Here is a 25673-nt window from a genome sequence, read left to right as displayed (position 1 = left end):
AGCCCGGACAGCAGCGTTCCCGAGCCTGCCCGGCACCCTCGGACACCCCACCAGGCTAGGACTCCAGGCTACTCAGAACCCGGGATCGCAAACAGGCACTCAGCCGTACGCAGACCCGTCCCCCCTTCCGGCTGCCCCGGCCGCGCACCCCCAAGGTGCCGCAGCGGTCCTGACGGTGGTGTGGACCGGCCGCACACCGAAGGGCCGCCAGGCGAACCGCGGCGGCGGCCCTCAGTCGTCCGCCGCCCGCCCCACCTCGGTCAGTCTTCCGCCGCCCGCCAGGTGTGCCACGACCTGGGCCCGCGCGTTCGCCGGAGCCCGTACCGCCAGGAGCCGTCCCCGCTCGGAGGCCCGCACGGCCCCCGCCACCTCGATGCCGGTGACCGCCCGGCTGCCCGCGGCCAGCAGGTAGGTGTGCCCGGACCTCGCCCGCCATCCGGTGCTCGCCAGGACATGCCGGCCGAAGCGGCCGCACGCCGCGGTCGACCGCTCCCGGGCCACCGCCCGCGCCGCCGTTCCGGGAGCCGCGAACCGTACGCCCACCTCGCCCGGGCCGCGCCAGGTGTCGGCCCGCACACAGGACCACACGGCCCGGCCACCGCCCTCCGGCAGCGTCTGCTCGGCGAAGTCCCACACGGTGACCGCGCGTACGCCGTCCGGCAGCCCGGAGAGGTGACAGGCCGTGCGGGCCCAGCTCACCAGCGCCGCCGTGCCGGTGGCTTCGCGGGGCTGCCGCGCCGGCGCGGTGCCGCCCGGCGGCGGAGTGTAGGTGAGGTGGGCGGGCACGAGGCCGCCGAGATCGGCGACGAGGAAGGCGTGCTGCTCGGCGATACGGGCGGAGGAGCGCAGGTGCAGCGTGGGCCGGGACCCGCAGGAACCCGAGGGGCCGGGGCCGCGCAACGGCTCGGTGACGCCTTCCGCCGAGACCCGCACCGGCCGCGCGGGTACCTCCGGACGCAGCAGATCACGGGTGTGCGCACCGGCGATCCACGGGGCGGTCAGGTAGCGGGCCGCGCCGTGTGCCCGGCTGACGACGAGCGCGGCAGCCGTCGTCACGTCGCTGCTGTCCGTACGGGCGAAGGCGAGGGCGGCGGGACCGCCGGGGGAGAGGGGCTCGCTGTAGCGGACGGTACGCAGACCGTCGTGGAACAGGACCACGGCGGTGCCGTCCACTTCGCCCGCGTACAGCAACTGCGTACCGGGTGGGGGAGGGCCGGTGAAGGTGGCGGGGGTGCGGCTGACGCGGGTGCCGTGCGGCGGCCGTGCCCAGGTGGCGAGGGCCCGGTCGAGCAGGTCCCGGTCCTCGGTCCGCCCGCCGCGGGGCGGCCAGGCGGTGAAGTCGACCCGGGAGGTGTCGGCCCACTCTGCGCGGGGCGCCCGTACCAGGGCCGCGGCGGTGACCGGCCCGGCGGCGGGGCGCGGCTGCCGCGGGTCGGTCGCCGAGCCGGTGGCGGTCAGGACCACGGCACCGACCGCCACCATCGCGGCGACGGCCCAGGCGAGGCGGAACCGCTGCCTGCGGCGCAGCAGGTCCGTGGGGCGGGTCTGCACCGAGCACGCGTTGAACTCCGCCGAGCGCATGAGCGTCTGGGCGGCGGAGACGGCCGGGGCGTCGAGCTGCCGCGCGACCCGCAGGGCCCGGTCCGGGTGGCCGACACCGGCGGCGCCGAGCAGCGCCCGGACCTGGGCGTCCGGCAGCTCGTCGGCCCGGGAGAGCACGAACGCCGCGCGGACGTCGGCGGACAGCCCGGCCAGCGCCTGCCCCAGCGCGATCTCCTCCCGGCCGCCGGCGCGCGGGAACAGCCGCAGCCCCCACACCACCGGCAGCATGGGCCGCAACGCACGCGGCGGCGGCAGGTTCCCCGGCCACATCCGCGGCCGCCGCTCGTACGCCAGCGCCGCGCGGAGCACCCGCTCCCGTACCCACGCCGCCCCGAGCCGCTCGGACCCGAGCCGCTCCGGCCCCGGGCGCTGGGCCGGAACCCGCGGGGCGGCCGTCCGGAGCCGGAAGCCGGGCAGCGCGCGCTGCACCAGGCCGTGGGCGGTCAGCACCCTGCGGTGCCTGCTGAGCGAGGGCGGGAGCGCGAGATAGGCGAGCCGGACCAGAGCGGTGTAGTGCTCGACGAGACCGGCCTCGGCTTCGTCGAGCGTTATCCGTTCACGGCCGCCCGGGGAGCGGCGCTGCGACATGGCCATGGAGCGGGGTGCCTCCAAAGACTGAGGGCGGCAGGGTGGTTACCTCCTTCAAACGAGTGAACGCCGGTGGGGTCACCGCGCGGCCACGGCGGTCACAGGCCCAGTTCGGCGAGGCGGCGGCTGACACGTACGTCGGTCGACTCGACGGGCGAGCCGGTGCGTACCCAGGGGTCCCCGCCGAAGACCTGCCCGAAGACGCGCTCGGCGGTGCGGGTCGCGAGGGCCTGCGTGGTCAGGGTCGGGTTCGGGCCGCCCAGGGAGTTGGCGAGCGCGGAGTTGTCGGCGACGTACAGCCGGCCGACCGCCCGGCTGCGGCAGTCGGCGTCGAGCACGGAGGTACGCGGCTCCAGGCCCGTGCGCATGGAGGAGTGCACGTGCAGCGGCACCGGGAACGTGTCGACCCGCACCACCGCGCGCGCCCCCGCGCCCCGGAGCAGCGCGGTCGCCTTGCGGGCCAGGAACTCGCGGTTGGCGAGCGTACGGGCGCCGCGGCGGCGGTGGTGCACCTCGACCTTCGGTACGGGCCCGTGGGCGTCGGCCGGGAAGGCGGACGCCAGCACACGGTTGCCGGGCTCGACGTCGTCGTCGGTGAGGATCAGGACGTTGAGCAGCCGGTCGTGGCCGCCGTCCCGCATCAGGTCGGCGAGCCGCGGCCCGTGGACGCGCCCGGTGGGCCCGTCCCAGGGACCGCGCAGGCCACGGCCGTTGGTGTACGCGCCGCGGATCCCGCTGTCGGACGTGGTCATGATCAGGGCCTGGAGCGCGGGCGGGAGCCCGGTCTGCTCCAGCGCGCCGCGGCCGGGGAACTCGCACCGGGCCGCGGAACCGGGACCGCGACTGTTGCCGACGTCGTGGTCGAAGACACCGACGACGAAGTCGAGGTGGTGGTCGGTGAGCCCGCGGCCGACCCAGCCGTTCGGGTCGGGCAGACCGCTGTTGTGCCACAGCCGAGGGTTCTCCGTACAGCCGCCGGCCAGGACCACGGCCCGGGCGTCCTCCCGGTGCGACTCGCCGGTCGCGCCGGTGCGCCAGGTGACACCGGTCGCCGCGCCCGCCTCGGTGTGGACCCGGGTCACGTACGCGTCGGTGACCAGCTCGGCGGCGCGGCCGGCGGGGGCCCACGCGTCGGCGGTCAGTGCCATGGGGACGTAGCTGTTGTCCGTCGAACGCTTGGCGAACCGATTGCGCGGCGCCCGGATGGGCTGCATACAGCCCTGGGCGCAGTGGCCGCAGAACGTGCAGCCCGTCGACCGCGGGAAGACCAGCAGCCGGCGGTCCTCGGTGCGTCCGGCGTGGCCGCCGGGCTGCAGGATGGCGTTCTGCTGCGGGCGGTAGGAGTCGCCGGTGGTGGTCAGGGCCGTCTGGACGGGAATGCCGAGCGTCTCGCACCCACGGAAGTAGACCTCCTCCTTGGTGCCCATCGGAGCCGTCCGTACGGGCAGGGTCGCCTCGACCCATTCGTAATACGGCACCAATTCGCTGTACGGGAACGGGAAACGGTGCGCGGTGTCGTACGCGTCCGCGTCCGCACCGGTGTATCCGGCGAAAGCGCCGGGATAGGCGCGCGGTGAATTGGCGAAATAGTGCTGGGTCGTCCCGCCGACCCCGGACAACTGCCAGACGAACGAACTCTGCGGCGTTTCCCGGAACCACCCGCCCTTCGACCGGTCCGCCGGACCGAACCGCAGAAAGCCGGTGAGGGGGTGGTTGGCATCATGCTCGAAAGGCGTCCATTCCGCGCGGGGGTGGGCGTGCCGGGGGCCGGCCTCCAGCAGCAGGACGTCCAGTCCCCGCTCCGCGAGTTCCTTGGCGACCACCGGGCCGCCGCCGCCCGCACCGACGACGATGACACCACGCACGTCCGGCGGCCTCCTCACGCCCCTGGTAGTACCCCTTGAAGTCGGCGCGCCCGTCGGCCCGGCCGTCGTAGCCGGTCAGCCGCCAGCCGACGGGCCGTGCCGTGATGTCGCGCCGGCCGGCGTCCCATACGGCCTGCTCGGTGAAGCAGCCGAACGAGGCGATCGCCAGCAGGCCGCTGCCCAGGTACTTCAGCAGCCCGGACACGGAGCCGCGCAGCGGTTGCGGGAGGTGGGTGTCGAGCAGGGCGACGAGGTCGGAGTCGGTGTGTTCCAGCAGCTCGAAGACCCGGGCCTTGTCGCGGTAGGACAGCCGGGAGAACGGCGAGAGGAAGGGGCCGCCGAGCGCCGCCGGATCGACCCGCGTGGCGAGGAGGCCGAGCAGCACGGCCACGGCGAGCGACAGGGGGAGCTTCTCGTCCCCGCGCAGCAGCAGGCGCAGCGCGGCGTCCAGCCGCCCCAGCTCCAGCGGCAGGTGCCGCGGCAGTTCGATGCCCGGGTCCGCCGTCGCCGTCGCGAGCGCCATGGCCAGCGGCCGGGCCACCTCCTGCGTGAACGGTACGTACCGGTCGAGCGTGGAGGCGACGAGGTCGCCGGCCTCGGCGGCGACCCCGCCCGGTTGGCCGCGCGGGGTGCCCTGCGCGCGGGAGTGGACGTCGTCGCCGGGCAGTGAGAAGGCGGCGAGGCCGCGGAAGGCGTCGCGGGCCAGCCGTGCGAGCACCGGCCGCAGCAGGCCGATCAGCTCCTCCACCGCCGGCCCCGGCGCGCTCCCGGCCGAAGCCGCGCTGCCGAGGAGTCCGGCGCCGGCCGCGGCACCGAGGACGCCCGTACGGGCCAGGAACACGCGCCGCGGCAACGGCACCGGCGACGGCGGGGGCTCGGTCATGGGCGGCTCCGTCCGGTCCAGCGGCCCGTGGCGGGCCGTCGGCCCTGAACAACGCGGTGAGCCCGCGTCAGGTACCGGGCCGTCCCGGAGATGGGGCCCCGGGGGCGTGCTTTGGGGAGTGCTTTGGGGCTGCCGCATGGGGCGTGCTTCACGGAGGGGTGCTCCAGGAGGTGTGCTTCGTGGGATGCGACTCGGGGGGTGCCGTGCGCCAGGGGGTGGTCGCGATCTCGACGTCGACGGGGTGCGCGGACGGGGCGGCCAGGCGGGGCGCCCGCCTGGGTGCGGGAGTTGTGTCGGCACGGTGTCGGCGTCGTGTCGGACGCTGCCGCGACCTTGGCGTACGGGATGGCCCGGTGCCGGAGCGGCCGGCCGGGCCACCCGCCGCCACGGCGGCCCCGTACGCGACCGAGGAGTCACCATGCCGTCCGAAGCCCAGCCCCTGCCCAGCCCTGCGACCGGCCCCGGCGCCCGGGGCGGCCCTCGCGCCGGTCCCCTGCGCGGCCATGGGACGTCCACCGGCTGCCGCCCGCCGAGGGCAAGTGCTTCCTGGTCACCGGCGGTAACGCGGGCATCGGCTACTTCGTCGCGGAACAGCTCGCCACAACGGGCGCCACCGTCGTCCTCGGCAGCCGCGACCACACGAAGGCAGCGGCCGCCACGGCCTGCATCCGCTCCCGTGTCCCCGCCGCACGCGTCCGCCACATCCGGATGGACCTGGCCGACCTGTCGTCCCTCGAAGCCGCGGTGGACACACTCGCTCTCGGGCGCCTCGACGCGGTGGTGCACAACGCCGGAGTGGCGCTCGATGCTCCACCCCGGCGGGTGACCCGGGACGGCCATGAGCTGATGTTCGGGACCAACCACCTCGGCCACGTCGCCCTGACCCGGTGGCTCGCGCCTCTGCTCACGGCCGCACCGGCCGCGCGCGTCGTGACCGTCGGCAGCTTCGCGGCGGAGTCCGAGCGGCTGGACCCGGCCGATCTGCAGTCCGCCGGGGACGGCCACCGCCCGAAGCGGACCTACGGCCGGTCGAAGCTGGCGCAGATGTACTTCGCCCTCACTCTTGACCGCCTCCTGCGCGCGGCCGGCAGCCCCGTGCGCAGTCTGGTGGCCCACCCCGGGGGCGCACTGGACTCCCTCACGCCCGCGCGTCCGCCGGTGCACGTACGCACCACCGGCGAGCGGCTGCGCGGGCTGCCCGCCGGTCTTCTCGTACAGGGCAAGGACGCCGGTGCGTGGCCGGTGGTGCGAGCCGTGCTCGACCCGGAGGCGACGGGCGGCCGGCTCCGGGGCCCCGGGGTCTTCGGACTGCGCGGAGAACCCCGGGCCGAGCCGGTCTGGGACCACCTGAAGGACACCGCCGCCGCGGCGCGGCTGTGGGACGCGAGCTGTGAGCTGGTCGGGGTGGGGCCGGGGCTCGGCTTCGCGTGAGCCGCGCCGTCAGGGCTTCCGCAGGTGGAGGGCACGGGCACCGGAGACCTCCGGGGCGTCGGAGCTGTCTCGATCTTCGCCCCCTCGCCCCTTCGCCCCTTCGCCCCTTCGCCCCCTCGCTCCTTCGCCCCTTCGCTCCTTCGTCCCCTGGCCCCTTCGTCTCCTCGGCGGGCCCTCCGCCTCCCCGCCCCCGTACCGCCCCCATCCACCGTCACTCAACCGCCCTCCGCGGGCTGGGGTAAGGCGCTGCCGCGCCCCGGGGCCAGTTCGGTGACCGTCCACGGCCGCCCGGACGCGGGCAGGGAGGCCAGGGCGGTCTCGACGTCGCAGTGGGTGGGGAGCAGCCAGGCGGTGCCTGTACGGGCGGTCAATTGGCATGCCACGGCACTGGCGCCGACGAGCACCACACCGCCCCCGGTCGTACGCAGCAGCATGGACAGGCGGGCCAGCGCCCCCAGTGCCTCGACGCCCAGATCACCGGCCGCGGTCACGTCCACCAGGACCGTCGGCGTCGTCGCCCCGCACCGGACAGCCCTGGCCAGGTGGGTGGCGGCGGTGGGCGCGTGGCCGGTGAGGGCGAGCAAGTGATAGCGGGAACCCGCGGCAGGCGTGGTCATGGTCGGCCACCTTTCGTCTTTCGTCGGAGCGGTGCGGGAAGCAGGACGCGCGATTTTCCGGGTTCACCGGCGACGTGCGTGTTACGCCCCCTCCGACGTGCGCGAAAATCAGTTCCCATCGCGCGGTCGCACGCGTGCTCGTGGAGCCGGCGGTATCGACGGCATGGGGAGCGCGCGGCGGCAAGCGAAGATGGCGGACACGACGCCTCTCCGCTCTCCCTTCGGGCGCCGGGGCACGCCTCTCCGGGCCAGGTTCTGCCTCCCGGCCCATGTGCCGAGGATGAGCGGGACTTCGACGTGGCGCTGTCCGTGCTCACGGGGCGGCAGCGGGGCGATGGCTCGCCGACGCGAGCACCGACACGTACAGGTCTCCTCCCTGGCCAGGAGGCCCGCGGCCTTGAGCCGAGCCGTCCGCGGCACCCGAACGTCGGGGCGGCCCGAGGGCGGGGGCCTGACCCGGCAGGACCGGAATGTCAGACCTATGCATTACTGTGCGTTGCGTAGATATCCAGGAATGACCCGGATGGCGTGGTGTGTGGGAACGCCGCGGGTGGAGCAACAGGGGTGGGACGTGCAGAAGCACATCGCGCGGCGCGCGGGAGTGACACTGACCGCTGTGGCCGTGGTGGCGGGCCTGACGAGCTGCCAGGACGGCGGCGACAACAAGACCAAGGCCGCTCAGGGCGCCGAGCAGAACGCCGAGCAGGGCTCGGGGAAGAACACGCCGGTGCAGGCGCTGACGGCGGCTTACGAGAAGACCGCGGCGGCGAAGTCCGCGAAGGTCTCGATGACCATGTCGGTGCCCGCGGCGGTCAAGGGCGGCGGCGAGACGCGGATATCCGGCGTCATGGGCTGGAACCCCCTGGTCATGGACGTGACGGTGAGCGAGAGCAAGCCCGGCGCGGCGGCCGCGGACGCCGAGAAGAATCACATGATCTGGGCCGACGACGTCATCTACATGGACCTGCAGGCGGGCATGGGCCAGCAGGTCGACGGTCTCGGCGACAAGAAGTGGGCCAAGATCGACCTGAAGGCGGCCGCCGCGGAGTCCGGCAACGGCAAGCTCGCCCAGCAGATGACCGCCGGCCTGCAGGACATGAACCAGGACCCGGCCCAGCAGCTCGCCATGCTGCTCAACTCGCGGGACCTCAAGGACCTGGGGTCCGCCGAGGTGAACGGGCAGAAGGCGGAGCACTACCGGGGTTCGCTGACGGTCCAGGAAGCCCTCAAGGGCCGGAAGACCATGGAGCTCTTCACGCCCGAGGAGCGCGAGAAGCTGCTCGCGAACATGGGCAAGGTCGGCATCAAGGGCTACGACTACGACGTCTGGGTCAACGGTGAGGCGTACCCGGTGAAGATGGACCTGCGGATGAAGACGCCGCAGGGCACGATGAACATCAGCTCGAACTACTCCGACTACGGCACCAAGGCGTCGGTGAAGGCGCCGCCGGCCCAGGAGACCGCCGACCTGATACAGATGCTCAAGGACCTCGGGGCCCAGATGAAGGGCCGCACCGCCTGACGCGCCGCGTGCCTACGCCGGCTCCACGGCGGGAGCAGGGGGGCGTACCGCCGTCGGTCGTCGGCGGGCCAGCCCCCCCCGGGCGACACGTTCGGTCGCATCTCGCCTCATCGACGTGCAGCGGGCGCTTCCGGGGGTACCGGTCCAGCCTCAGTGTCGTCGTAGGAGGCAGCATGGCATTCAACCCGCTCCCGGAAGAAGGCAAGCCCGGCGGTACGGCTGACCGCGCCGGTTCGGCAACCGGCGGCCCGGCGACCGAAGGGGAGCGCCGGCCGGGCGGAGCGGACCGCGGGGACGGGGGAGAGGCCGGGGCGAAGCCGGCCGGCGGGACGTACGCGCAGGGGGAAGAGGTGCCGCTGCGGGGCTATGCCGTGCTGGCCGGGGCCTACACGACGGCCACGGTTGTGTTCGCACTGGGCCTGCGGAAGTCCGGACGTACGCTGCCCTCCCGCGTTCCCCCGTGGGACGTGCTGCTCCTGGGCGCGGCGACGTACAAGGCGTCGCGGCTGCTGGCGAAGGACAAGATCACCGGCCTGGTGCGGGCGCCGTTCACCCGGCGCAAGGAGGCCATCAGCGCCAGCGAGGTCATGGACGAACCCCGTGGTCACGGCCTCCGGCTGGCCACCGGCGAGCTGCTCGCGTGCCCGTTCTGCCTTGCCGCCTGGGCCGGCACGGCGCTGGTCTGCGGTTACGCCGTCGCCCCGCGTGCCACCCGGCTGGTCGCCTGTGGACTGAGCGCCGTCACCATCTCGGACTGGCTCCAGTACGCCTGGAGCATCACCCAGGAGCGGGCGGAGGGATGACGTGCCGCCCGGCCCGGGAGCCGGCCCCGGCCCTCATTTCGGCTCCGGTACGGTTCCGGGGGGTCAGAGCGTCGGCGGCTCCAAGGCGTACGTGGTGCCGCAGGCGCCACAGGCGAAACGGCCGTTGAGGCCGTCGTTCGCGCTCTGGCACTCCGGGCACGTGGCGGAGGTGAAGTACACGGGCAGCGGTTCGCCCGCGCCGGCGCTGTCCTCCGTCGGGACACCATGCTTTTCTGTCATCCGGATGCTCCGCGGTTGCACGACCGTCCGCCGTCGGGCCCTTGGATGACCTGGGCACCGCACCGGCTGCCCCACATGATGCCCTCCCGCCAGCCCCCGAAGTCCATGACTCCCCCAAGCACAGAGTGCGCCTACAAAAACATCACAAAACCCCCTAGGAACGGTTACGCTGAGGCCTCGGACGCGCGGAACCGGCGCACGATGCGCGTACCGGAGCACGGGGGCGTCACCAGGGGGCGCAGAAAACATCGACGGCGCACCCCGCCGCCGGCAGGCCGGCCCAGGAGCCGCCGTGCGCCCGGGCCCCGGACGCCTCTCCCGCCCGGAACCCGGCCACCTCTACTCCACTCGCGGAGTGCTGCCCGCGGCGCCGCGCTTCACCCGCCGCGCTTCACTTCTCCGGTACGGCCGTCGGCTCCGGGGCACCTCCCAGGGCAGTCGTGTGCCTGGGAAGGAGCAGCATCAGCGCTGCCGCCACGACGTAGAACGTGATCTGCCAAGGCAGGACGGAGGAGAGCGCGTCTCCGTACGCCGTGAGCGGGGGAGCGCCCGCCGCCGAGGTCTCGTCCAGTGTGCTGAAGAACCCCACACCCAGGACGGCCACACCGATCGCGTTCCCGATCTGGCCGACGGTGGTGAGCACGCCGCCGGCCGCACCGGCGTCCCGCGCGGGAACCCCGGCGAGGACGACGTTGACCAACGAGGGCGAGGTCAGCCCCAGCCCGAGCCCGCCGATGAACAGCGGCCACGCCAGGTGCCAGTACGACGGTTCGGCTCCGCCCCGCACGACGAGCAGCAAGAGCAGTTGCGAGGCGGCGAGGACGAGCGAACCGGTGACGAGCAGCAGACGGCCGATGCGCGGGGCCAGTTGTACGCCGACCCCGGACGTGAGGGTCGAACCGACCGCGTACGGCAGGATGACCGCCCCGGCCGACAGGGCCGAGCGGCCGGTGCCGTACTGAAGGTAGAGCGACAGCAGCAGGAAGAACGAGCCGATGGCGCCGAAGAACAGCGCTGAGGCGGCCAGGCCGCTGCTGAAGGCCCGTACGCGCAACAGCCCCGGATCGAGGACGGGTTGGCCGCCCCGTGTGACCAAACGGCGTTCCCTACCGAGGAACAGGACGGTGACCGGCACGGCCAGGGCCAGCAGGGCGAAGCTCCACCAGGGCCAGCCCCACTCGTGCCCCTGGACCAGAGGGAGGAGGACAGACACCGCTGCCGTCGCGGCGAGCGCCGCGCCGGGCAGGTCGAGCCGGGCCCGTCCGGTCGTGTGCGACTCGGGCAGGAACCGTACGCCGAGTACGAGTCCGACGGCCGCGACCGGAACGTTCACCCAGAAGATCGTCCGCCAGCCCAGACCGAACGCGTCCGCGTCCACGAGCACTCCGCCGAGCAGCGGCCCCGCCACCGAGGCGAGCCCGAGCACCGCACCGTACGCGCCGAACGCCTTCGCCCGGGCGGCCGGCGCGAACGACGACCGGATGATGCCGAACACCTGCGGGACCATCAGCCCGCCCGCCAGCCCCTGCGCGACACGGGTGGCGACGAGGACCGCCGGATCCGGCGCGAGCGCGCAGGCCGACGAGGTGACCGCGAACGCGGCCAGCCCGATCAGGAAGACGCGGCGCCGTCCGAACTGGTCGCCGACGCGCCCACCGGTGATCAGCCCGGCGCCGAGCGCGAGGGTGTATCCGGCGACCGTCCACTGCAGTGTGGCCTCACCGGCCCCGAGCCCTTCGGCGATCGCCGGGGCGGCGACCGTGATGATCGTCGCGTCCAGGAGTTCCATGAACGACGCGACGAGCACCACGGCGAGGGCGATCACGGCGGAGGAGCCGGAGACGGGTGCCGGCTGTGACTCCGGCTCGGGCTTCGGGGCGCGTTGCGGCGCCGTCTGAACTGTCGGGGTGGTGGCCGTCGCGCGGCCGCCCCGGTCGGAAGAAGTGGTCATGCCTGCCAGCGTCACAGGAGTACCGGCCATCTGATGGCCGCCATTCCTGGCACGGTGGGGCCATGGCAGAGACAGCGGCGCGCCTTCTCCTCCTGCTCTCCCTGTTCCAGTCCCGGCGCGAATGGCCGGGGCGGGTGCTGGCGGAACGCCTGGAGGTGAGCCCGCGCACGGTGCGTCGGGACATCGACCGGTTGCGGGAACTGGGCTACCCCGTCCGCGTCACCAAGGGGCCGGGAAGCGCGTACCGCCTGGACGCCGGAGCGAAGATCCCGCCCCTGCTGTTCGACGACGAACAGGCCATCGCGGTCGCCGTCGCGCTACAGACCGCCCCCTCCACGGTGGCCGGCCTCGGGGAGGCGGCCGACCGGGCCCTGGCCACCATCCGCCAGGTCATGCCGGAGCGGCTGCGGCAACGGGTCGACGCGGTACGGGTGACGTCGATCGACAACGCCTGGGACCTCGCGGCGCCCCCGGTCGACTCCCGGGTGCTGCTCGCGGTGGGCACTGCCGTGCGTCACTGTGAGGTGCTGAGCTTCGACTACGCCGGCCGTCCGGCGGACCCGGGGCGGAGGTTGCGCGTGGAGCCGCATCACCTCGTGATGTGGTCGGGCCGCTGGTACCTCGTCGCATGGGAGGTGGAACGCTGCCGGTGGCGTACCTTCCGGGCCGACCGGATCACGCCGCACACTCCCACCGGGCGCCGCTTCACACCACGGGAATTGCCCGGTGCCGACGTCACGGCGTTCGTCGTCGGGCAGTTCGACCGTGGCGACACCCCTGACCAGTGGGCCTGCCACGGCGAAGTGATCCTCGACGCCCCCGCCGCGGTCGTCGCCCGCTGGGCGCCCGGCGGAGCGGTGGTCGAGGAGGTCGGTCCGGACCGCTGCCGGCTCGGCCTCGGCGCGTGGTCGTGGCCGGGGCTGGCGGCGCTGATCGGTACCTTCGGCTGCGACATCGAGGTCATCGGCCCACCGGAACTCACCGCGGCATGCGAGGAACTGGCCCACCGGTACGCGAAGGCAGCGGCAGGCCGCCGGGCCGGGCGGCCCGCTCGCAGCGGGTGCCCGGCGCCATGAGGTGATGTCACCAGGTGATGACCGGAACGGGAACCTGCCACGCGAGCGAGCCCCCGCCGCCGCTGGGTCGCGGAAGGTCGGCGGGGGCTCGTACGAGGCCGGACCGGCGCGGCTCCGCGCCCGTCCGGAGTCAGCCCGCGGTGTTGGTCTGCCAGATCGGGCGGCCGTCGGAGTTGTAGATGACGACGTTGCCGTCGTCCTGCACGGAGAACATCGCTCCGTGGTTGCCACTCGTGTCGGAGTGCCAGATCTGCCGGCCGGCGGAGTCGTAGACGACGAGGTCGCCGTCCATCTCGAAGGCGGCCGTGTCACCGTTCGGGTAGACGTTGTCCGCCTGCCAGGCCGCCTTGCCGTGGCGGTAGACGACGAAGTTGCCGTCTTCCTGGAGGCGCAGAAGGGTGTTTCCGTCACCGGATGTCCAGGCCTGGTTCCGGCGGATCAGTGTCCTGGCCCGGAAGTCCGCGTTCGCCATGTCGTTCCCCTCGGTCCGGCCCCGGGGCCGCTCCCCGGGCGTCAGACAAGCTAGCCCCGAGGGGGCGCGGTGCCGCAGGGCGAATGACGCCGACTGATTCGCTCGGCGCGCAGGCCGGAGATGCGGCCACGACGGTTTCCGGCACTGCCCGACGTTCCGCCGGGCGGGAGCGTCCCCGGCGGGAGGCGAGGGCCCGCAGTGCCGGTTGCTACGCCGGAGGGGCGGGCTTTCTGGCGGGATCCGGTCCGTACCGGAGCGCCGGCCGGCCCGTAGGACGCGCGCGACAGCCGCGCTCCGGCCAATCGACTCCCGCCCCTGACCGCCGAATCTGGCGCACCTGACATCTTGTGGGCGGAACAGGCGGGCTGGGCGGATCCGGTACGGGCTTGACGGAGCCAGGCGGACCAGGCGTGTCCGGCGGCCCGGGCGGCGGACGGACAACGGCGGACGGCCGGCGGCGGACGGAGACCCCTTCGACGGCGGCGCTCACCCCACCCTCCGGCCGGGCTCGTCGAGCCACATGTGATGGGTGCCGTCCGGCTCCACGCTGACGCCGAGCCGCGGCAGGTCCGGGCGGTCGTGGCCGCGCCACCAGGTGTACGCGGCGACGACCTCCCGCCACAGGTCGCGCGGCCCCCAGGTACGGACCGCGCCGTGCCGCCACCAGGCGTCGTACGAGACGACGGCGACCGACGTACCGCTCTCGTCCCAGAGCTGGACCTGCTGGTCCGCCCCCTCGCCGCGGTGGGTGTAGTCGATGTCGGGTACGTGAAGGCCGATGGCGAAGTCCTGCTGCCAACTGCCCTGGAGCACCTCCGCCGGGTCCAGGGGCGAAGCGTGACGGCGGGAGTCGTCCGCTACGTCGATCACGCGGCGGGGGCGCTGGCCGCGGGCCCACATGTAGTGGGCGCTGCCGACGAACGTTCCCTGGGCGCGGCCGTTCGCGACGCGCAGCTTGAGCAGACCCGCGTTGGCGTACGACGTCCCGAAGGGGGTCAGGATCACCCCGCCGTGGGTGGTCTGCTCCAGCCACGCCGTCGGGACCCGCCGCACCGACGCCGTACTGAGAACCCGTTCGTACGGGCCCGACTTCGCCCAGGCCGCCTGGCCTCCCGCCAGTCCGTCGCCGCAGACGGCCTGCACCGAGGCGTAACCGGCCCGCTTGAGGTTGCCCGCGCCCCACGCGGCGAGTGCCGGGTCCACCTCCACGGTCGTCACCCGCGCGCTGCCCACCCGCTCGCACAGCAGTGCCGTGTTGTAGCCGGACGCCGTGCCGATCTCCAGGACACGGTGGCCCGGTTCGAGGTCCAGACGGCACAGCTTCTCGTACGCGATGTCCAGCGCGGACACCGACGACGTGAAGTCGCCGCGGGCGGGCCCGTCGGGCGCGGTGGCCCCGTCATCCATCTGCACGACGGCGGAGCGGTGGGTGTCCCACACGGCCCGCCGCCACTGCTCCTCGTCCTCCTCGCGGTCCAGCAGCGGGTACAGGCCGTCGTCCCGGGCGGGCAGACCCCAGAACCGGGAGGGGACGAACCGCTCCCGGTCCACCGCGTCGAACGCCTCCGCCAGCCACGGCCCGCGGAAGGCCCCCTTGGCGGCCAGCGCGGTACGCGCCACGTCCCGCCAGCGCACCACCGCCACTACTTCTTCTTGCCCGGGTTGTCGCCGTCCGGGCTGGGCGGATCGGGCGGCGGCGTCCACGGCTTGTCGGACGGCTCGCCCCGGTGATGTCCCACACTGCCTCCTCGTGACCGGCCAGAACGAGCCCAGTCTTCCCCGCGAAGCCGCTCGGCAGACCGCTGTACGGCCCTCATCCTCCATGCGCCGGGCAGGCTCCGCCTCCGGGAGGCCGGCCCGGGGAGCGCAGACAGATGTGGGCGGCGGCACGCGGTGGTGTGGATTCGTACCGGCGGTGGTGCGGGCAGATTGTGTGGTGGGGCTCGTGATGTGGGTTCCGTCGTTCGTGTCCGTAGTGAGTCATGTGTCTGGAGTTGTTGTGTCGCTGACGCAGCGTCCGCTGTTCCCGTTGATCCCGCAGGCCGACCCGGCGGAGGAGGCGAGACGGCTGCACAGGGAGGGCGGCCTGGTGCCGGTGAGACTTCCGGGTGACGTGGCGGCCTGGGCGGCCGTGGAGCACACCACCGCCCAGCTCGTCCTCGGTCACCCGGATCTGACCAAGGACGCCGCGTACTGGCCGGACCTGGTCTCCGGCCGCGTTCCCGACCACTGGGAGCTGATCGCCGTCATCCGCGGCGCCGGCATGCTGCACGCCGGCGGCGACGATCACCGGCGGCTGCGCAAGCTGGCGAGCAGCGCGTTCACCCGCGCGCCGATCGCGGCGCTCGAAGGCCGTATCACCGAGATCACCGGGCAACTGCTCGACGAGCTGGCGGCGGCGGACCCGCGGGAACCGGTCGACCTGCGCGAACGGTTCGCCTACCGGCTGCCGGTACGGGTCATATGCGAGGTGCTGGGCGTGCCGGACAGCGCGGTGGCGGGGCTGCGCGGCGCCTTCGAGCGTCTGGTCACCCCGCAGGAGGAGGGCGCGGAGGACATCCGCGTCGCCCAGGCGGAGATCCACCGCTCCCTGACCGCGCTGATCGCCGCCAAACGGGCCGAGCCGGGCGACGACCTGACCAGCGCCCTGATCCAGGCGCGCGACGACGGCGACCGGCTCAGCGAGGAGGAGCTGGTGGAGACGCTGTTCCTGATCCTCATCGCCGGACACGAGACCACGCTCAACCTCATCACCAACGCGGTGCACGCGCTGCTGCGGCACCCCGACATGCTGGCGACCGTCCGCGCCACGGCCGTGAAGGAGGGCCCGGGCGGCGGCTGCCCGCGCGCTCACCGCGCCTCCCACGACGCCCCCAGCGAAGCGGACGCCGACGCCGGGAGCGGGGGCGGGGACACCGGGCACGCGGGTACCGGCCGCGCGGACGCCGAAGACACGGGTGCCGCAGACACGGGCGCCGGAGACGACGACGTCTGGACGGCGCTCGTCGACGAGACGCTCCGGTACTCCTCGCCGGTGCGGCACGCCCTGATGAGATACGCCGTCAAGGACGTCGACATAGCCGGTGTCCGGGTGGCCCGGGGCGAACCCGTCCTCGCCGGCCTGTACGCCGCGGGCCGGGACCCGGGCCGGCACACCGACCCCGACACCTTCGACCTGGCCCGCCCCACGCGCCGTGACCACCTCGCGTTCGGTCACGGCGCGCACTACTGCCTGGGGGCGCGACTGGCCCGCCTGGAAGCCAGGATCGCGCTGAAGGCGCTCTTCACCCGCTACCCCGACCTGGAGGCCGCCACCGCCCCGGGGCGCCTGGCGTCCCTCTCCGTCCAGGGCGCCGACGCGCTGCCGGTCCGCCTGAACGCCGGGCGCGCACGCGACTGACGCAGCGTTCTGGGGCTGTCCACGACCGGTCGAGGTCTTGGACAGCCCCAGGCCCGCGATCGTTCACCGAGCCGCCGAGCCGCCGAGCCGCCCGCACCGCGGCGTACGGCCAACGGCTCCACCGCCCACCGCCTGATGCGGACGGCCTGACGCCTGCCGGCTACCGCCGACCGCGGAAGAATCCACCTTTGCCACGGCGTACGGGCGGCGCCGCGCAGGCCGTGACCGGGGGCTCGACGCGGGGCGGCGGCTGGGCCCCGGCGGGAGCCTCCTGCTTGGTCCGCCGCGAGGTGAAGTGCACGGGCAGGGTGTTCAGACGACTGGAGACCATCGACGTGGTGACCGACAACTCGGTCTCCGGGACCGCCAGTTGCATGTCGGGCAGCCGCGCCAGCAGGGTGTCGATGGCGGTGTCGGCGATGGTCCGGCCGATGTCCATGCCGGGGCACTCGTGCGGGCCCTTGCCGAAGGCCAGGTGCGAGCGGTTGCCGTGCACGGGCGTGGACAGGTCCGGGCGTACGGCGGGGTCGCGGTTGCCGGCGGACAGGCCGAGCAGCACCATGTCGCCGCCGTTGATCCGCTGTCCGCCGAGCACCGTGTCGCCGGTGGCCCAGCGGTTCGGGATGAGCGAGAGCGGCGGCTGGTCCCACATCACCTGGTCCAGCGCGTCCGGCAGCGTCATCTGGCCACCCGCCAGGTGGCCGCGGAAGCGGCGGTCGGTGAGCACCATGCGCAGCGTGTTCGCCACCAGGTTGGCGGTGTTCTCGTTCGCGGCGACCAGGGCGTGGCGCAGATGCTGGAGCACCTCGTCGTCGTTCAGATCCGCCTCGTGGCGCAGCAGCCAACTGGTGAGGTCGTCGCCGGGCGTGGCCTTCTTGTGCCGGATCAGCTCCTGCATGGTGTCGACGACGACCTGGTTGCTCTTCACGGCGGTCTCGGTGGGCCGGACCAGGTCGCGTACCGCCTCGCCCAGCGGCAGCGCGTCCTGCTCGGCGATGCCGAACTGCCGGCTCAGCACCAGGATCGGCAGCTTCTCCGCGAAGTCGGTCACCAGGTCGGCCCGGCCGGCCGCGGCGAAGGTGTGGAGCAGGCGGTCGGTGTAGCGCACCACGTAACGGCGGTTGCCGTGCCGGTTGATGCGCGCCAGGCTGTCGGTGATCGCGCTGCGCAGCCGCGCGTGCTCGTCGCCGTCGGCGAAGGCGATGACGGGTTGGTACGCGGTGATGGGCAGCAACGGCGAGTCGGGCGCCAGGCGGACGTTCCAGCGGCGGGAGTCCGCGGAGAACAGCAGCGGGTTGCGCAGGACGTCGAGGTTCTCCTGGTGGCCCAGGACCAGCCACGCCTGGATGTCGCCGGGCAGCAGGACGGGCGCCACCGGCCCGTGCTCCTGGCGGAGCCGCTCGTACAGATCGTGCGGTGCGCGTTCCGCCTCGGGCCCGTAGAGCCGCCGCAGACCGCCGGTTCCCAGCGCGTGAGCGGGGCACTGCGCGGGCGGGGACGGCGGCGGGGTGCTGGGGGAGCCGGGAAAGGGGCTGGTCACAGATCCTCCGAGAAGCAACGGCGGGGCAACGCGCAGCATATCGCCGGGGTCTGACGCGCCCGCACGCAGCCCGCGGGCCCGGGCCGCCGGGGCGGCACGGGGCGGCATGGGGCGGCTCGGGGCGGCATGGGGCCAAACGGAACGGGCCGGGAAGGGCACGGAAGGAGGAGATGAACGGACCCTACGGAACGGAAACGGTCCCGGGACGCCCCCTTTACGGCACCTGCCGGACAATTGATCATGATGGATACCGGTCGGAACCGGAACGGAGAGCCAGCGATGCGCGGAGGTCATGGCGAGAGCGCGCCGGGCCCAACACGGCTGACCCGCGCCGACTCTGACGTGGTGTCTCCCGCCCGGTCCGCCGGTGCGCGCCGCACCCCCCGGTGCGGTGCTCCGTGTGAGCAAAGGATGAGTCGTGGCAGTAGCGGAGCAGTCGGTCGGTACGGAGTCGGTCCCGCGCGCGCCCGGGGCGGTGCCGCTGCTCGGACACGCGCTGAGCTTGTGGCGCAACCCGTTCGGGTTCCTGACGTCCCTACGGGCGCACGGCGAACTCGTACGCCTCGATCTCGGCACGATGCCCATCTACGTCGCGACATCCGCCGGGCTGGTGCACGAGGTGACGGTGCGCCAGGCCCGCTCCTTCGAGAAGGGGCGCTTCTTCGACCGGCTGCGCCCCCTCGCGGGCAACGGCCTGGCGAACGCCAACGGCGAGCTGCACCGCAAGCACCGGCGGCTCATCCAGCCGATGTTCGCCAAGGACCGCATCGCGGGCTACTCCGACACGATGCGCCGCAACGCCCGCGCCGTCTGCGACCGGTGGACGGCCGGTCAGGAACTCGACGTGGCCCACGAAATGGCCGCCTTCAGCATCGAGACGCTCGCCGCCACCCTGTTCTCCTCGGACATCGGCCGGCCTGCGGTGGAGGCCATACGCGAGAACCTGCCGATCGCCCTGAAGAACCTGCTGCTGCGCGCGGCCTCCCCGAAGTTCCTGGACCGCCTGCCGATCCGCCCCAACCGCGAGTTCGACGCCGCGGTCGGGGAGCTGCGCCAGGTCATCGACCAGGTCATCCGGACCGCGCGCGCCGGGCGGCACACCGGCCACGACGACCTGCTGTCGCTGCTGCTCGCGGAGGGCGACGGCCTGTCCGACACCGAGGTACGGGACGAGCTGAGCACCATCCTCTTCGCCGGCGCCGAGACCACGGCGGGCACCCTCGCCTGGGCCTTCCACGAACTGGCCGGGCACCCCGAGGTGGAACGGCGGGTGGTGGCGGAGATCGAGGAGGTCGTCGGCGACCGCCCGGTGACCATCGAGGACGTGCCCCGCCTGCAGACCGTCCGCCGGGTCCTGGACGAGGTGATCCGCCTGCACGGCGTCACCTTCCTCATGCGCCGGGCCACCGAGCCGGTGGTCCTGGGCGGGGTGCGGCTGCCCGCCGGCACCGAGGTCGCCTTCAGCCTCTACGCCCTGCACCGCGACCCGAACGTCTACGCCCACGCCGACCGCTTCGACCCCGACCGGTGGCTGCCCGAGCGGCAGCGGGAGGCCGGCCCGGGGCGCGAGGCGTTCATCCCGTTCGGCGCCGGCAACCGCAAGTGCATCGGGGACCAGTTCATCTACACCGAGGCGACCATCGCCCTGGCCACCTGGCTCCCGCGGTGGAAGCTGGTCCCCGTGCCCGGCCACACCCCGAAGGAGATCGCCTCGGCGGTGGCGGCGGCCGACCGTATCCCCATGACCGTCACCGCACGCCGCTCCTGAGGAGTGCCGCGTCGCGTGCCGCTCGTCGCCGCTCGCGGCGAGCGGCGCGCTCGGTGGGGAGGGCGGGGAGCGGTGCGCGGCGCGGGTGGCCGAAAGCCCACCACGCATGATCGCGCCGCGCGGGACTCCGGTAGGTTCGCGGCGCGGGCACCGGCCGCCCCGGGCCCTGGGGCCGTCCCCGACCGGGTTCCGGCCCGGTCCCGACCGGGATCCGGCTGCGATCCCGCCCCCGGATCCGCCCTCCGGCCCCGGGTTCCGAGCCTGGCAAAGGAAGACCTGATGAGCACGTCGGAGAGGGTCGACGTTCCGGACGCGCTGGCCGCGTCGTACGGCAGGAGCGACGCCGGACGGGCCTGGCTCGCCGCGCTGCCCGCCCAGGTCTCGGACTTCCTCGCACGCTGGGAGCTGAGGCGGGACGGCGAAGCCGCGTCCGGGATGGCGTCGCTCGTACTGCCGGTCGTACGCGCGGACGGGACGCGCGCCGTGCTGCGGCTCCAGATGCCGAAGGAGGAGACCGACGCCGCGCCGGTCGGGCTGCGCGCCTGGAACGGCGACGGCGCCGTACGGCTGCTGGCGCACGACCGGACGAGCGGCGCGATGCTGCTGGAGCGGCTGGACGGGTCCCGTACGCTCGCGTCCGTCGCGGACGACGACACCGCGATGACCGTCCTGGCCGGACTGCTGCGGCGCCTCGTCGCCGTCCGCGCCCCGGAGGGCCTGCGCGGACTCGGTGACATCGCCGCCGACATGCTGGAGCAGGTGCCCACGGCGGTGACGGCGCTGCCGGACCCCGTCGACCGGCAGCACCTGCGGACCTGGGCGGCGGTGGTGGCCGACCTGGCCGGCGAGCCGGGGGACCGGTTGCTCCACTGGGACCTGCATTACGGGAACGTGCTGGCCGGGGAGCGCGAACCGTGGCTCGCCATCGACCCGGAACCACTGGCCGGCGACCCCGGCTTCGACCTGTGGCCCGCCCTGGACAGCCGGTGGGAGGAGCTCGCGGCGTCGGGCGAGGCCCACCGCGTGGTGCGGCGCCGGTTCGACCTGCTGACCGATGCGCTCGCACTGGACCGCGAACGGGCGGCCGGCTGGACGCTGGGCCGGCTGCTGCAGAACTCCCTGTGGGACATCGAGGACGGGTCGACGGCCCTGGCCCCGTCCCAGATCGCCGTGGCGGAGGCCTTGCTGCACCGGTAGCCCGGGGCTCACACGGAGCACGTGTGCGGCGGGGCGCCTGGGACGGTGCGCTCGGGGCGGGACACCGGGGCGGGCCGCCTGTGCGGCGGGTCGTCCTCGCCGCCTCGCCCGGCCCCCACCGACCGGGCCCCTCCTGCCGCTCTCCACCGGCCTTCCTCCTCCTCGCCCTTCCCCACCGGTCCGCTCCGCCCCCGCCCCGCCCCGTTCCGCTCCGTGACTCACACCACAGCGACAACGCCGGAATGCCGGGTGTAAGGGCAGCCGGCCGGGACACACGAGCGGCAGTGCTTCGGAACCGTAGGCACCCTTCCCTTTTCTTGGCCGAGGGGTCCGTCTGCCGTTTTCCGGACCGGCCTCTCGGCTGCCTGTGGACCACCACCCCGAGCGGCAAAGGAGAGCCGGCGATGGCCACCCCCGCGACCGCGCGCCCCCATGAGCACGGTGCCGACGAGATCGACACCGGCGACGAGTTCCGTCTGCTGGCCACGCTGGAGGACGGGCCGGTCAAGGAGCAGATACGGCGACGCCTCATCGTCGCCTGGCTGCCGATGGCCCACCGCCTGGCCCACCGGCTGCGGGAGCGCGGCGAACACCTCGACGACCTGAAACAGGTCGCCGCCCTGGGCCTGGTCAAGGCCGTCGACCGCTTCGACCCCGACCGGGCCGACGCGTTCGAACAGTTCGCCGTCCCCACCATCACCGGCGAACTCAAGCGGCACTTCCGCGACCACACCTGGCATGTACATGTGCCACGCCGCATCCAGGAACTGCGCAACAAGGTCCGTCTTGCGGTCAAGGACCTCAGCACCACGGCCGACGGACGTACGCCCGGCATCGAGCAGATCGCGGCGTACACCCGGTTGTCCGAGAACGACGTCGCCCTCGGACTGCGGGCGCTGGAGACGTACCGGTCCCTGTCCCTGGACGCCGCCCTCGACCATGGCGACGAGGGCGGTGACGGCCACACCCTGATGCACGTCCTCGGCGCTCTCGAAGACGCCTTCGCGCTCGTCGAGGACCGCGAGACGGTCAAGCCGGTGCTCGCCCGGTTGCCCGAGCGCGACCGCCGCATTCTCTACCTGCGGTTCTTCGAGGACAGGACGCAGAGCGCCATCGCCGCCGAACTGGGCGTGTCGCAGATGCACGTCTCGCGCCTGCTCAACCGGGCGCTGGACCGGATCCGTACGGAGGCGACGCCGGCTCCGGCGGAGAAGTACCGCAAGGCTGCCTGAACCGTGATCCGGGACAGGCGGGGCAGGCGATGGCGGACGCGGCATGAGGTGTGGCCGCGCCGACGGGGTACCGAGTGAAGCGTACGGTCCACCGACAGAAGCGGACCGGAAGAGGAACGGAGCGTGCATGGCCGGTCAGACGCGGAAGCGACAGCTTCCGGCGCGCAAGCGGAATCGTCAGGCGGACGAACAGGGGGCCCGGTCCGGGGAGCGGGGACCGTCGAAAGGGCACCGCGAGCAGCCCGCGGAACAAGGGCGCGCGGCGCGGGTGCGGCAGTGGTGGAGCCGGGCCTGGGGCTCGGCGGGCCATGAACGCCACACGCTGCTGCTGATCGGCAAGAGCACGCTGGCGGCGACCATCGCCTGGGTGTTCTCCTACAACCTGCTCGACGCCGAGTCGCCGGCGTTCGCGCCGTTCTCCGCCGTCCTGATCATGCAGGTGACGGTGTATCAGTCACTGCTGCAGTCGCTGCGGTACGTGGGCGCCGTGGCGACCGGGGTCGCCGTGCAGGCGGCGCTGGGCTATCTGGCCGGGCCGGACCTGCTCACCTTCGCGCTCGTGGCGGTGGTGGCGCTCACCATCGGCCGGTGGCCCGCCCTGGGGTCGCAGGGGTCCCAGGTGGCCACGGCGGCCTTCTTCGCCTTCTCCACCTATGTTTCGGCGCCGGCCGGCCTCGGCAAGATCACTCACCTCGGGCAGATCATCCTGCTGGTCCTCATCGGGTGCGGCGTCGGCGTCATCGTCAACATCGCCCTGGTGCCCCCACTGCGCTACCGCAGCGCCGAACACGGGATCCACACCCTCGCCCGCGCCCTGTGCGACCTGGTCAGCGACATGTACCCGGCGATGCGGGAGGGCGAGTTGGAAGAGGAGCGCATCAGCCACTGGCGCGGCCGCGCCGAGCAGACCGGCGGGCTGATCACCCAGGCCGAGAACGGACTGCGGACGGCGCGCGAGAGCCTCTACTACAACCCGCGCAAACGGCTGGGCCGCCACCGGGACGTCACCGGCTTCGAGGAGTACGGCGCGGTGCTCAGGGCGCTGGAACGCACCATGTACCAGCTCGCCTCGCTCACCCGCAGCCTCGACCAGTGGCGCCAGGACGGCGACGCACAGGACCGTCGCTTCCTGAGCGGCTACGCCGACTTCCTGGAGTCCATCTCGTGGATCACCCAGGTCCTGGGGCGGCTGACCGAGGAATCGCTGGCCGACCAGGTCGGCGAACTGTGCGGACTCGCGGACCAGGCGCGGGAGTGCTGCCGCCGGGTGACCGAGCAGGCCGAGCAGGACGGCCTGCCGCTGACCGATCCGAGGTACCCCTACGGCGTGCTCGTGGTGGAGGCCACCCGGCTGATGGACGAGTTCCAGTACACCTGTGACGTACTCCAGAAGCAGGTCGGCCAGTGACGGCGACGCCCGACGGGCCGACGCCCGTCCTCCTGCCACGGGGCCTGCCGCGCGGGTGCGGAACGGTACGGAGCGTGCCCCGCCCGCCGGAAGGCGTCCGCTGAACGTCCGCCGAACAGGTGACTGCCCGTGCCCGATGTGTCCGACCGCCGGTTGTCCGAAGGACGTACGGACGCTCGGAGGTACTGATGGAGTCGGCGGAGCCACAGGATCGTGGGAAGAGCCCGGACGGGGCCCTGGTCGTGGGCGTCGTCGCCGCACGCACCGGGCGGCTGGCGGGCCTGGGCGACCCGCTCGACTTCGCGGCGTCCTACCTGCGGCCCCGGCTCGCCCGGCTCGTCAACGGCGGCCGGACCCACCCGGTGCGCCTGGTGAGCAGGGACAGCCGGTCCACCGCTGACGGCGGACGGCAGGCGGTGCGGGAACTGGTGGCGGACGAGGGCGCGCGGATCGTCGTGACGCTGGCCGGCACCCAGGTGCTGCCGGCTGTGGCCGACGCCTGCGAGGAGGCACGCGTGCCGTGCGTGTCGAGCACGTTCCCGTGGCAGGTCTACTACTACGGGCGCGGGGCGAGCGACACCACACCGTTCCGCTACACGTACCACTTCTGCTGGGGACTCGACGCCATCGCCGACACGTTCGCGGACCTGTGGGAACTGGCCGCAGGCCCGGGACGTACGGTGGGATGCCTGTGGAACGACGGGCCGCAGGGGACGTGGTCCCGCGACGAGAAGCGGGGCTTCGCCCCCACCGCACGGGCCCGTGGCCACCACCTGGTGGACCCGCCCGCCTACACCGAACCCGCCACCGAACTCTCCGGTCACGTGGAGGCGTTCGCCGCCGCCGGCGCCGACCTCGTCACCAGCGCGGCCACCGGCCGCGACCTGGCTCTCTTCCGTGCCACCGCGGCCGAGCACGGTGCCACGCCCCGGCTCATCACCTGCTCGCGCTGGCTCGCCTATCCGCCCTCGACCACCGGCACCGGCGGACGGCCCGCGCAGGCGAACGTGGCGACCCTGGTCTACTGGACGCCCACCCTCCCGCACCGCTCCTCCCTGGACGGCACGACCGCCGCCCAGCTCGCCGAGGCGTACGAACAGGCCACCGGCCGGCAGTGGCTCCAGCCCCTCGGCCTGGCCCACGCCCTGTTCGAGGTCGCCGTCCACGCCCTGCGGACCGCCGACGACCCCACCGATCCGGCGGCGGTCGCCGAAGCGGTCGGCCGTACGCGTCTGGACACCGTCGCGGGGCCGCTGGACTGGACGGCGGGGCCGGTACCGAACGTCGCCACCGTCCCGCTCGCCGGAGGGCAATGGCAGCCCGGCCGTCACCACGACTACGAACTGGCGGTCCTGACCGCCCCGCATGCCGACGGCCCGCCCGTCAGCGCCGATCTGCTGGTGAACCGGTAGCCCGGTCACCCGGCAGATCGGCGGTCCGGTGACCCGGCCCGCCCTTACAGCCGATTTACCGCACTTCCGTGCAGGATGGGTGGGCTTTGCACCCGTCGCGCAGTGCGCGGCACCTGAGGAAGGATCAAGCAGTGGGCCTGTTCCCCGTCCCCGACCCCGTCCCCGTCCCCGTACTGATTGCCCTGTCCGCCCGGCGGGGCCGCCGGGGCTGACCGCCGTGACCGCTCCCACAGAGCCGCGCCCGCCGGTGACCCTGCCTGCGAAGCCCGCCGTCGGCCCTGGGCCCGCGATCCACCCGGTGCGATGGTTCCGGCCGACCATCCGGATACGGCTCACGCTGCTGTACGGCGGCATGTTCCTGATGGCCGGGGTCGTGCTGCTCGCGATCATCTACATGTTCGCGGTCAACACCCTCGAGGAGGGCACCCCGGAATTCCAGGTCTTCGGCACGGACATCAGCCTGGGCGGCGTCAACTGCCGGGACCTTCAGTCGGTCGCCACGACCGACGACATCAACGCGGCCATCAGCACCTGCCTCCGCCACCAGCGTGCCCTGGTGCTCCAGACCTTCCTCAACCGTTCCTTGCTGGCGTTGCTGGGGCTGACCGTCGTGGCGTTCGCCTTCGGGTACGCGATGGCGGGCCGGGTGCTGTCGCCGCTGGGGCG

19 protein-coding genes and 1 pseudogene are annotated in these 25673 nt (G+C 73.4%); 11 read left to right on the top strand and 9 right to left on the bottom strand.

Going from position 1 to position 25673, the window contains the following annotated elements:
• Positions 1 to 231: 231 nt before the first annotated feature.
• The 3 genes from ACH4EB_RS37300 to ACH4EB_RS37290 form a co-directional block, all read right to left on the bottom strand.
• A complete protein-coding gene (locus ACH4EB_RS37300; protein WP_398352919.1) occupies positions 232 to 2196 on the bottom strand; it encodes a hypothetical protein in 1965 nt (654 codons plus the stop codon).
• A gap of 92 nt (positions 2197 to 2288) precedes the next feature.
• Positions 2289 to 4013, bottom strand: a complete 1725-nt coding sequence (locus ACH4EB_RS37295) for a GMC family oxidoreductase N-terminal domain-containing protein (RefSeq protein WP_398352920.1) — start codon at positions 4011 to 4013, stop codon at positions 2289 to 2291.
• Positions 3910 to 4938 (bottom strand): hypothetical protein, encoded by a 1029-nt coding sequence (locus ACH4EB_RS37290; RefSeq protein ID WP_398352918.1) that lies wholly within the window; start codon positions 4936 to 4938, stop codon positions 3910 to 3912. The genes ACH4EB_RS37295 and ACH4EB_RS37290 overlap by 104 nt, the downstream gene beginning before the upstream one ends.
• A gap of 312 nt (positions 4939 to 5250) precedes the next feature.
• Here ACH4EB_RS37290 and ACH4EB_RS37285 point away from each other — a divergent pair, with 312 nt between their 5' ends.
• The gene (locus ACH4EB_RS37285; RefSeq protein ID WP_398352916.1) at positions 5251 to 6369 is read left to right on the top strand and encodes an SDR family NAD(P)-dependent oxidoreductase; all 1119 of its coding nucleotides are present in this window, start codon (positions 5251 to 5253) and stop codon (positions 6367 to 6369) included.
• A gap of 215 nt (positions 6370 to 6584) precedes the next feature.
• On the opposite strand, the gene ACH4EB_RS37280 is transcribed toward ACH4EB_RS37285, so the two are convergent.
• Positions 6585 to 6986, bottom strand: a complete 402-nt coding sequence (locus ACH4EB_RS37280; protein WP_398352915.1) for a hypothetical protein — start codon at positions 6984 to 6986, stop codon at positions 6585 to 6587.
• Positions 6987 to 7557: 571 nt separating this feature from the next.
• Here ACH4EB_RS37280 and ACH4EB_RS37275 point away from each other — a divergent pair.
• Together ACH4EB_RS37275 and ACH4EB_RS37270 are read left to right on the top strand one after the other, a co-directional pair.
• Complete coding sequence (locus ACH4EB_RS37275; protein WP_398352913.1) at positions 7558 to 8508, top strand: hypothetical protein; 951 nt, start codon at positions 7558 to 7560, stop codon at positions 8506 to 8508.
• Positions 8509 to 8681: 173 nt separating this feature from the next.
• Entirely contained in the window at positions 8682 to 9311 is a 630-nt protein-coding gene (locus ACH4EB_RS37270; RefSeq protein WP_398352912.1) for a DUF1360 domain-containing protein, read from the top strand.
• 63 nt (positions 9312 to 9374) lie between these two features.
• Here the strand turns inward: ACH4EB_RS37270 and ACH4EB_RS37265 are convergent, their stop codons facing one another.
• Positions 9375 to 9551 (bottom strand): hypothetical protein, encoded by a 177-nt coding sequence (locus ACH4EB_RS37265; RefSeq protein WP_398352911.1) that lies wholly within the window; start codon positions 9549 to 9551, stop codon positions 9375 to 9377.
• Positions 9552 to 9942: 391 nt separating this feature from the next.
• Positions 9943 to 11502, bottom strand: coding sequence for an MFS transporter (locus ACH4EB_RS37260; protein WP_398352909.1), 1560 nt, complete (start codon positions 11500 to 11502; stop codon positions 9943 to 9945).
• A gap of 62 nt (positions 11503 to 11564) precedes the next feature.
• Here ACH4EB_RS37260 and ACH4EB_RS37255 point away from each other — a divergent pair, with 62 nt between their 5' ends.
• A complete protein-coding gene (locus ACH4EB_RS37255; protein WP_398352908.1) occupies positions 11565 to 12578 on the top strand; it encodes a helix-turn-helix transcriptional regulator in 1014 nt (337 codons plus the stop codon).
• Between the two features lie 130 nt (positions 12579 to 12708).
• Here ACH4EB_RS37255 and ACH4EB_RS37250 read toward each other — a convergent pair whose 3' ends face one another.
• Positions 12709 to 13050, bottom strand: coding sequence for a hypothetical protein (locus ACH4EB_RS37250; RefSeq protein ID WP_398352906.1), 342 nt, complete (start codon positions 13048 to 13050; stop codon positions 12709 to 12711).
• Between the two features lie 486 nt (positions 13051 to 13536).
• Positions 13537 to 14688, bottom strand: a complete 1152-nt coding sequence (locus ACH4EB_RS37245; RefSeq protein ID WP_398352905.1) for a hypothetical protein — start codon at positions 14686 to 14688, stop codon at positions 13537 to 13539.
• A gap of 361 nt (positions 14689 to 15049) precedes the next feature.
• Here ACH4EB_RS37245 and ACH4EB_RS37240 point away from each other — a divergent pair, with 361 nt between their 5' ends.
• Positions 15050 to 16450 carry a cytochrome P450 gene (locus ACH4EB_RS37240; protein ID WP_398352904.1) on the top strand — a complete coding sequence of 467 codons (1401 nt, stop codon included), beginning with the start codon at positions 15050 to 15052 and terminating at the stop codon, positions 16448 to 16450.
• Between the two features lie 160 nt (positions 16451 to 16610).
• Here the strand turns inward: ACH4EB_RS37240 and ACH4EB_RS37235 are convergent, their stop codons facing one another.
• Entirely contained in the window at positions 16611 to 17990 is a 1380-nt protein-coding gene (locus tag ACH4EB_RS37235) for a cytochrome P450 (RefSeq protein ID WP_398352902.1), read from the bottom strand.
• 418 nt (positions 17991 to 18408) lie between these two features.
• Here ACH4EB_RS37235 and ACH4EB_RS37230 point away from each other — a divergent pair, with 418 nt between their 5' ends.
• The 6 genes and pseudogenes from ACH4EB_RS37230 to ACH4EB_RS37205 form a co-directional block, all read left to right on the top strand.
• The gene (locus ACH4EB_RS37230; protein WP_398352901.1) at positions 18409 to 19758 is read left to right on the top strand and encodes a cytochrome P450; all 1350 of its coding nucleotides are present in this window, start codon (positions 18409 to 18411) and stop codon (positions 19756 to 19758) included.
• A gap of 279 nt (positions 19759 to 20037) precedes the next feature.
• Positions 20038 to 20955: an aminoglycoside phosphotransferase family protein gene (locus tag ACH4EB_RS37225; RefSeq protein ID WP_398352900.1), complete on the top strand. Its 918-nt coding sequence runs from the start codon at positions 20038 to 20040 to the stop codon at positions 20953 to 20955.
• A 404-nt stretch (positions 20956 to 21359) separates the two neighbouring features.
• Positions 21360 to 22187 (top strand): SigB/SigF/SigG family RNA polymerase sigma factor, encoded by an 828-nt coding sequence (locus ACH4EB_RS37220; RefSeq protein WP_398352899.1) that lies wholly within the window; start codon positions 21360 to 21362, stop codon positions 22185 to 22187.
• Between the two features lie 127 nt (positions 22188 to 22314).
• Complete coding sequence (locus tag ACH4EB_RS37215) at positions 22315 to 23595, top strand: aromatic acid exporter family protein (protein WP_398352898.1); 1281 nt, start codon at positions 22315 to 22317, stop codon at positions 23593 to 23595.
• Positions 23596 to 23783: 188 nt separating this feature from the next.
• A complete protein-coding gene (locus tag ACH4EB_RS37210) occupies positions 23784 to 25007 on the top strand; it encodes an ABC transporter substrate-binding protein (RefSeq protein ID WP_398352897.1) in 1224 nt (407 codons plus the stop codon).
• Positions 25008 to 25224: 217 nt separating this feature from the next.
• Positions 25225 to 25673 (top strand): annotated as a pseudogene (locus tag ACH4EB_RS37205) (two-component sensor histidine kinase); the annotation flags it as partial.

This window comes from Streptomyces sp. NPDC018045 (assembly GCF_044327445.1).
Lineage (GTDB): Bacteria > Actinomycetota > Actinomycetes > Streptomycetales > Streptomycetaceae > Streptomyces.
Note: the sequence above shows the minus strand (reverse complement) of the source record. Positions and strands in the feature narration are given on the sequence as shown.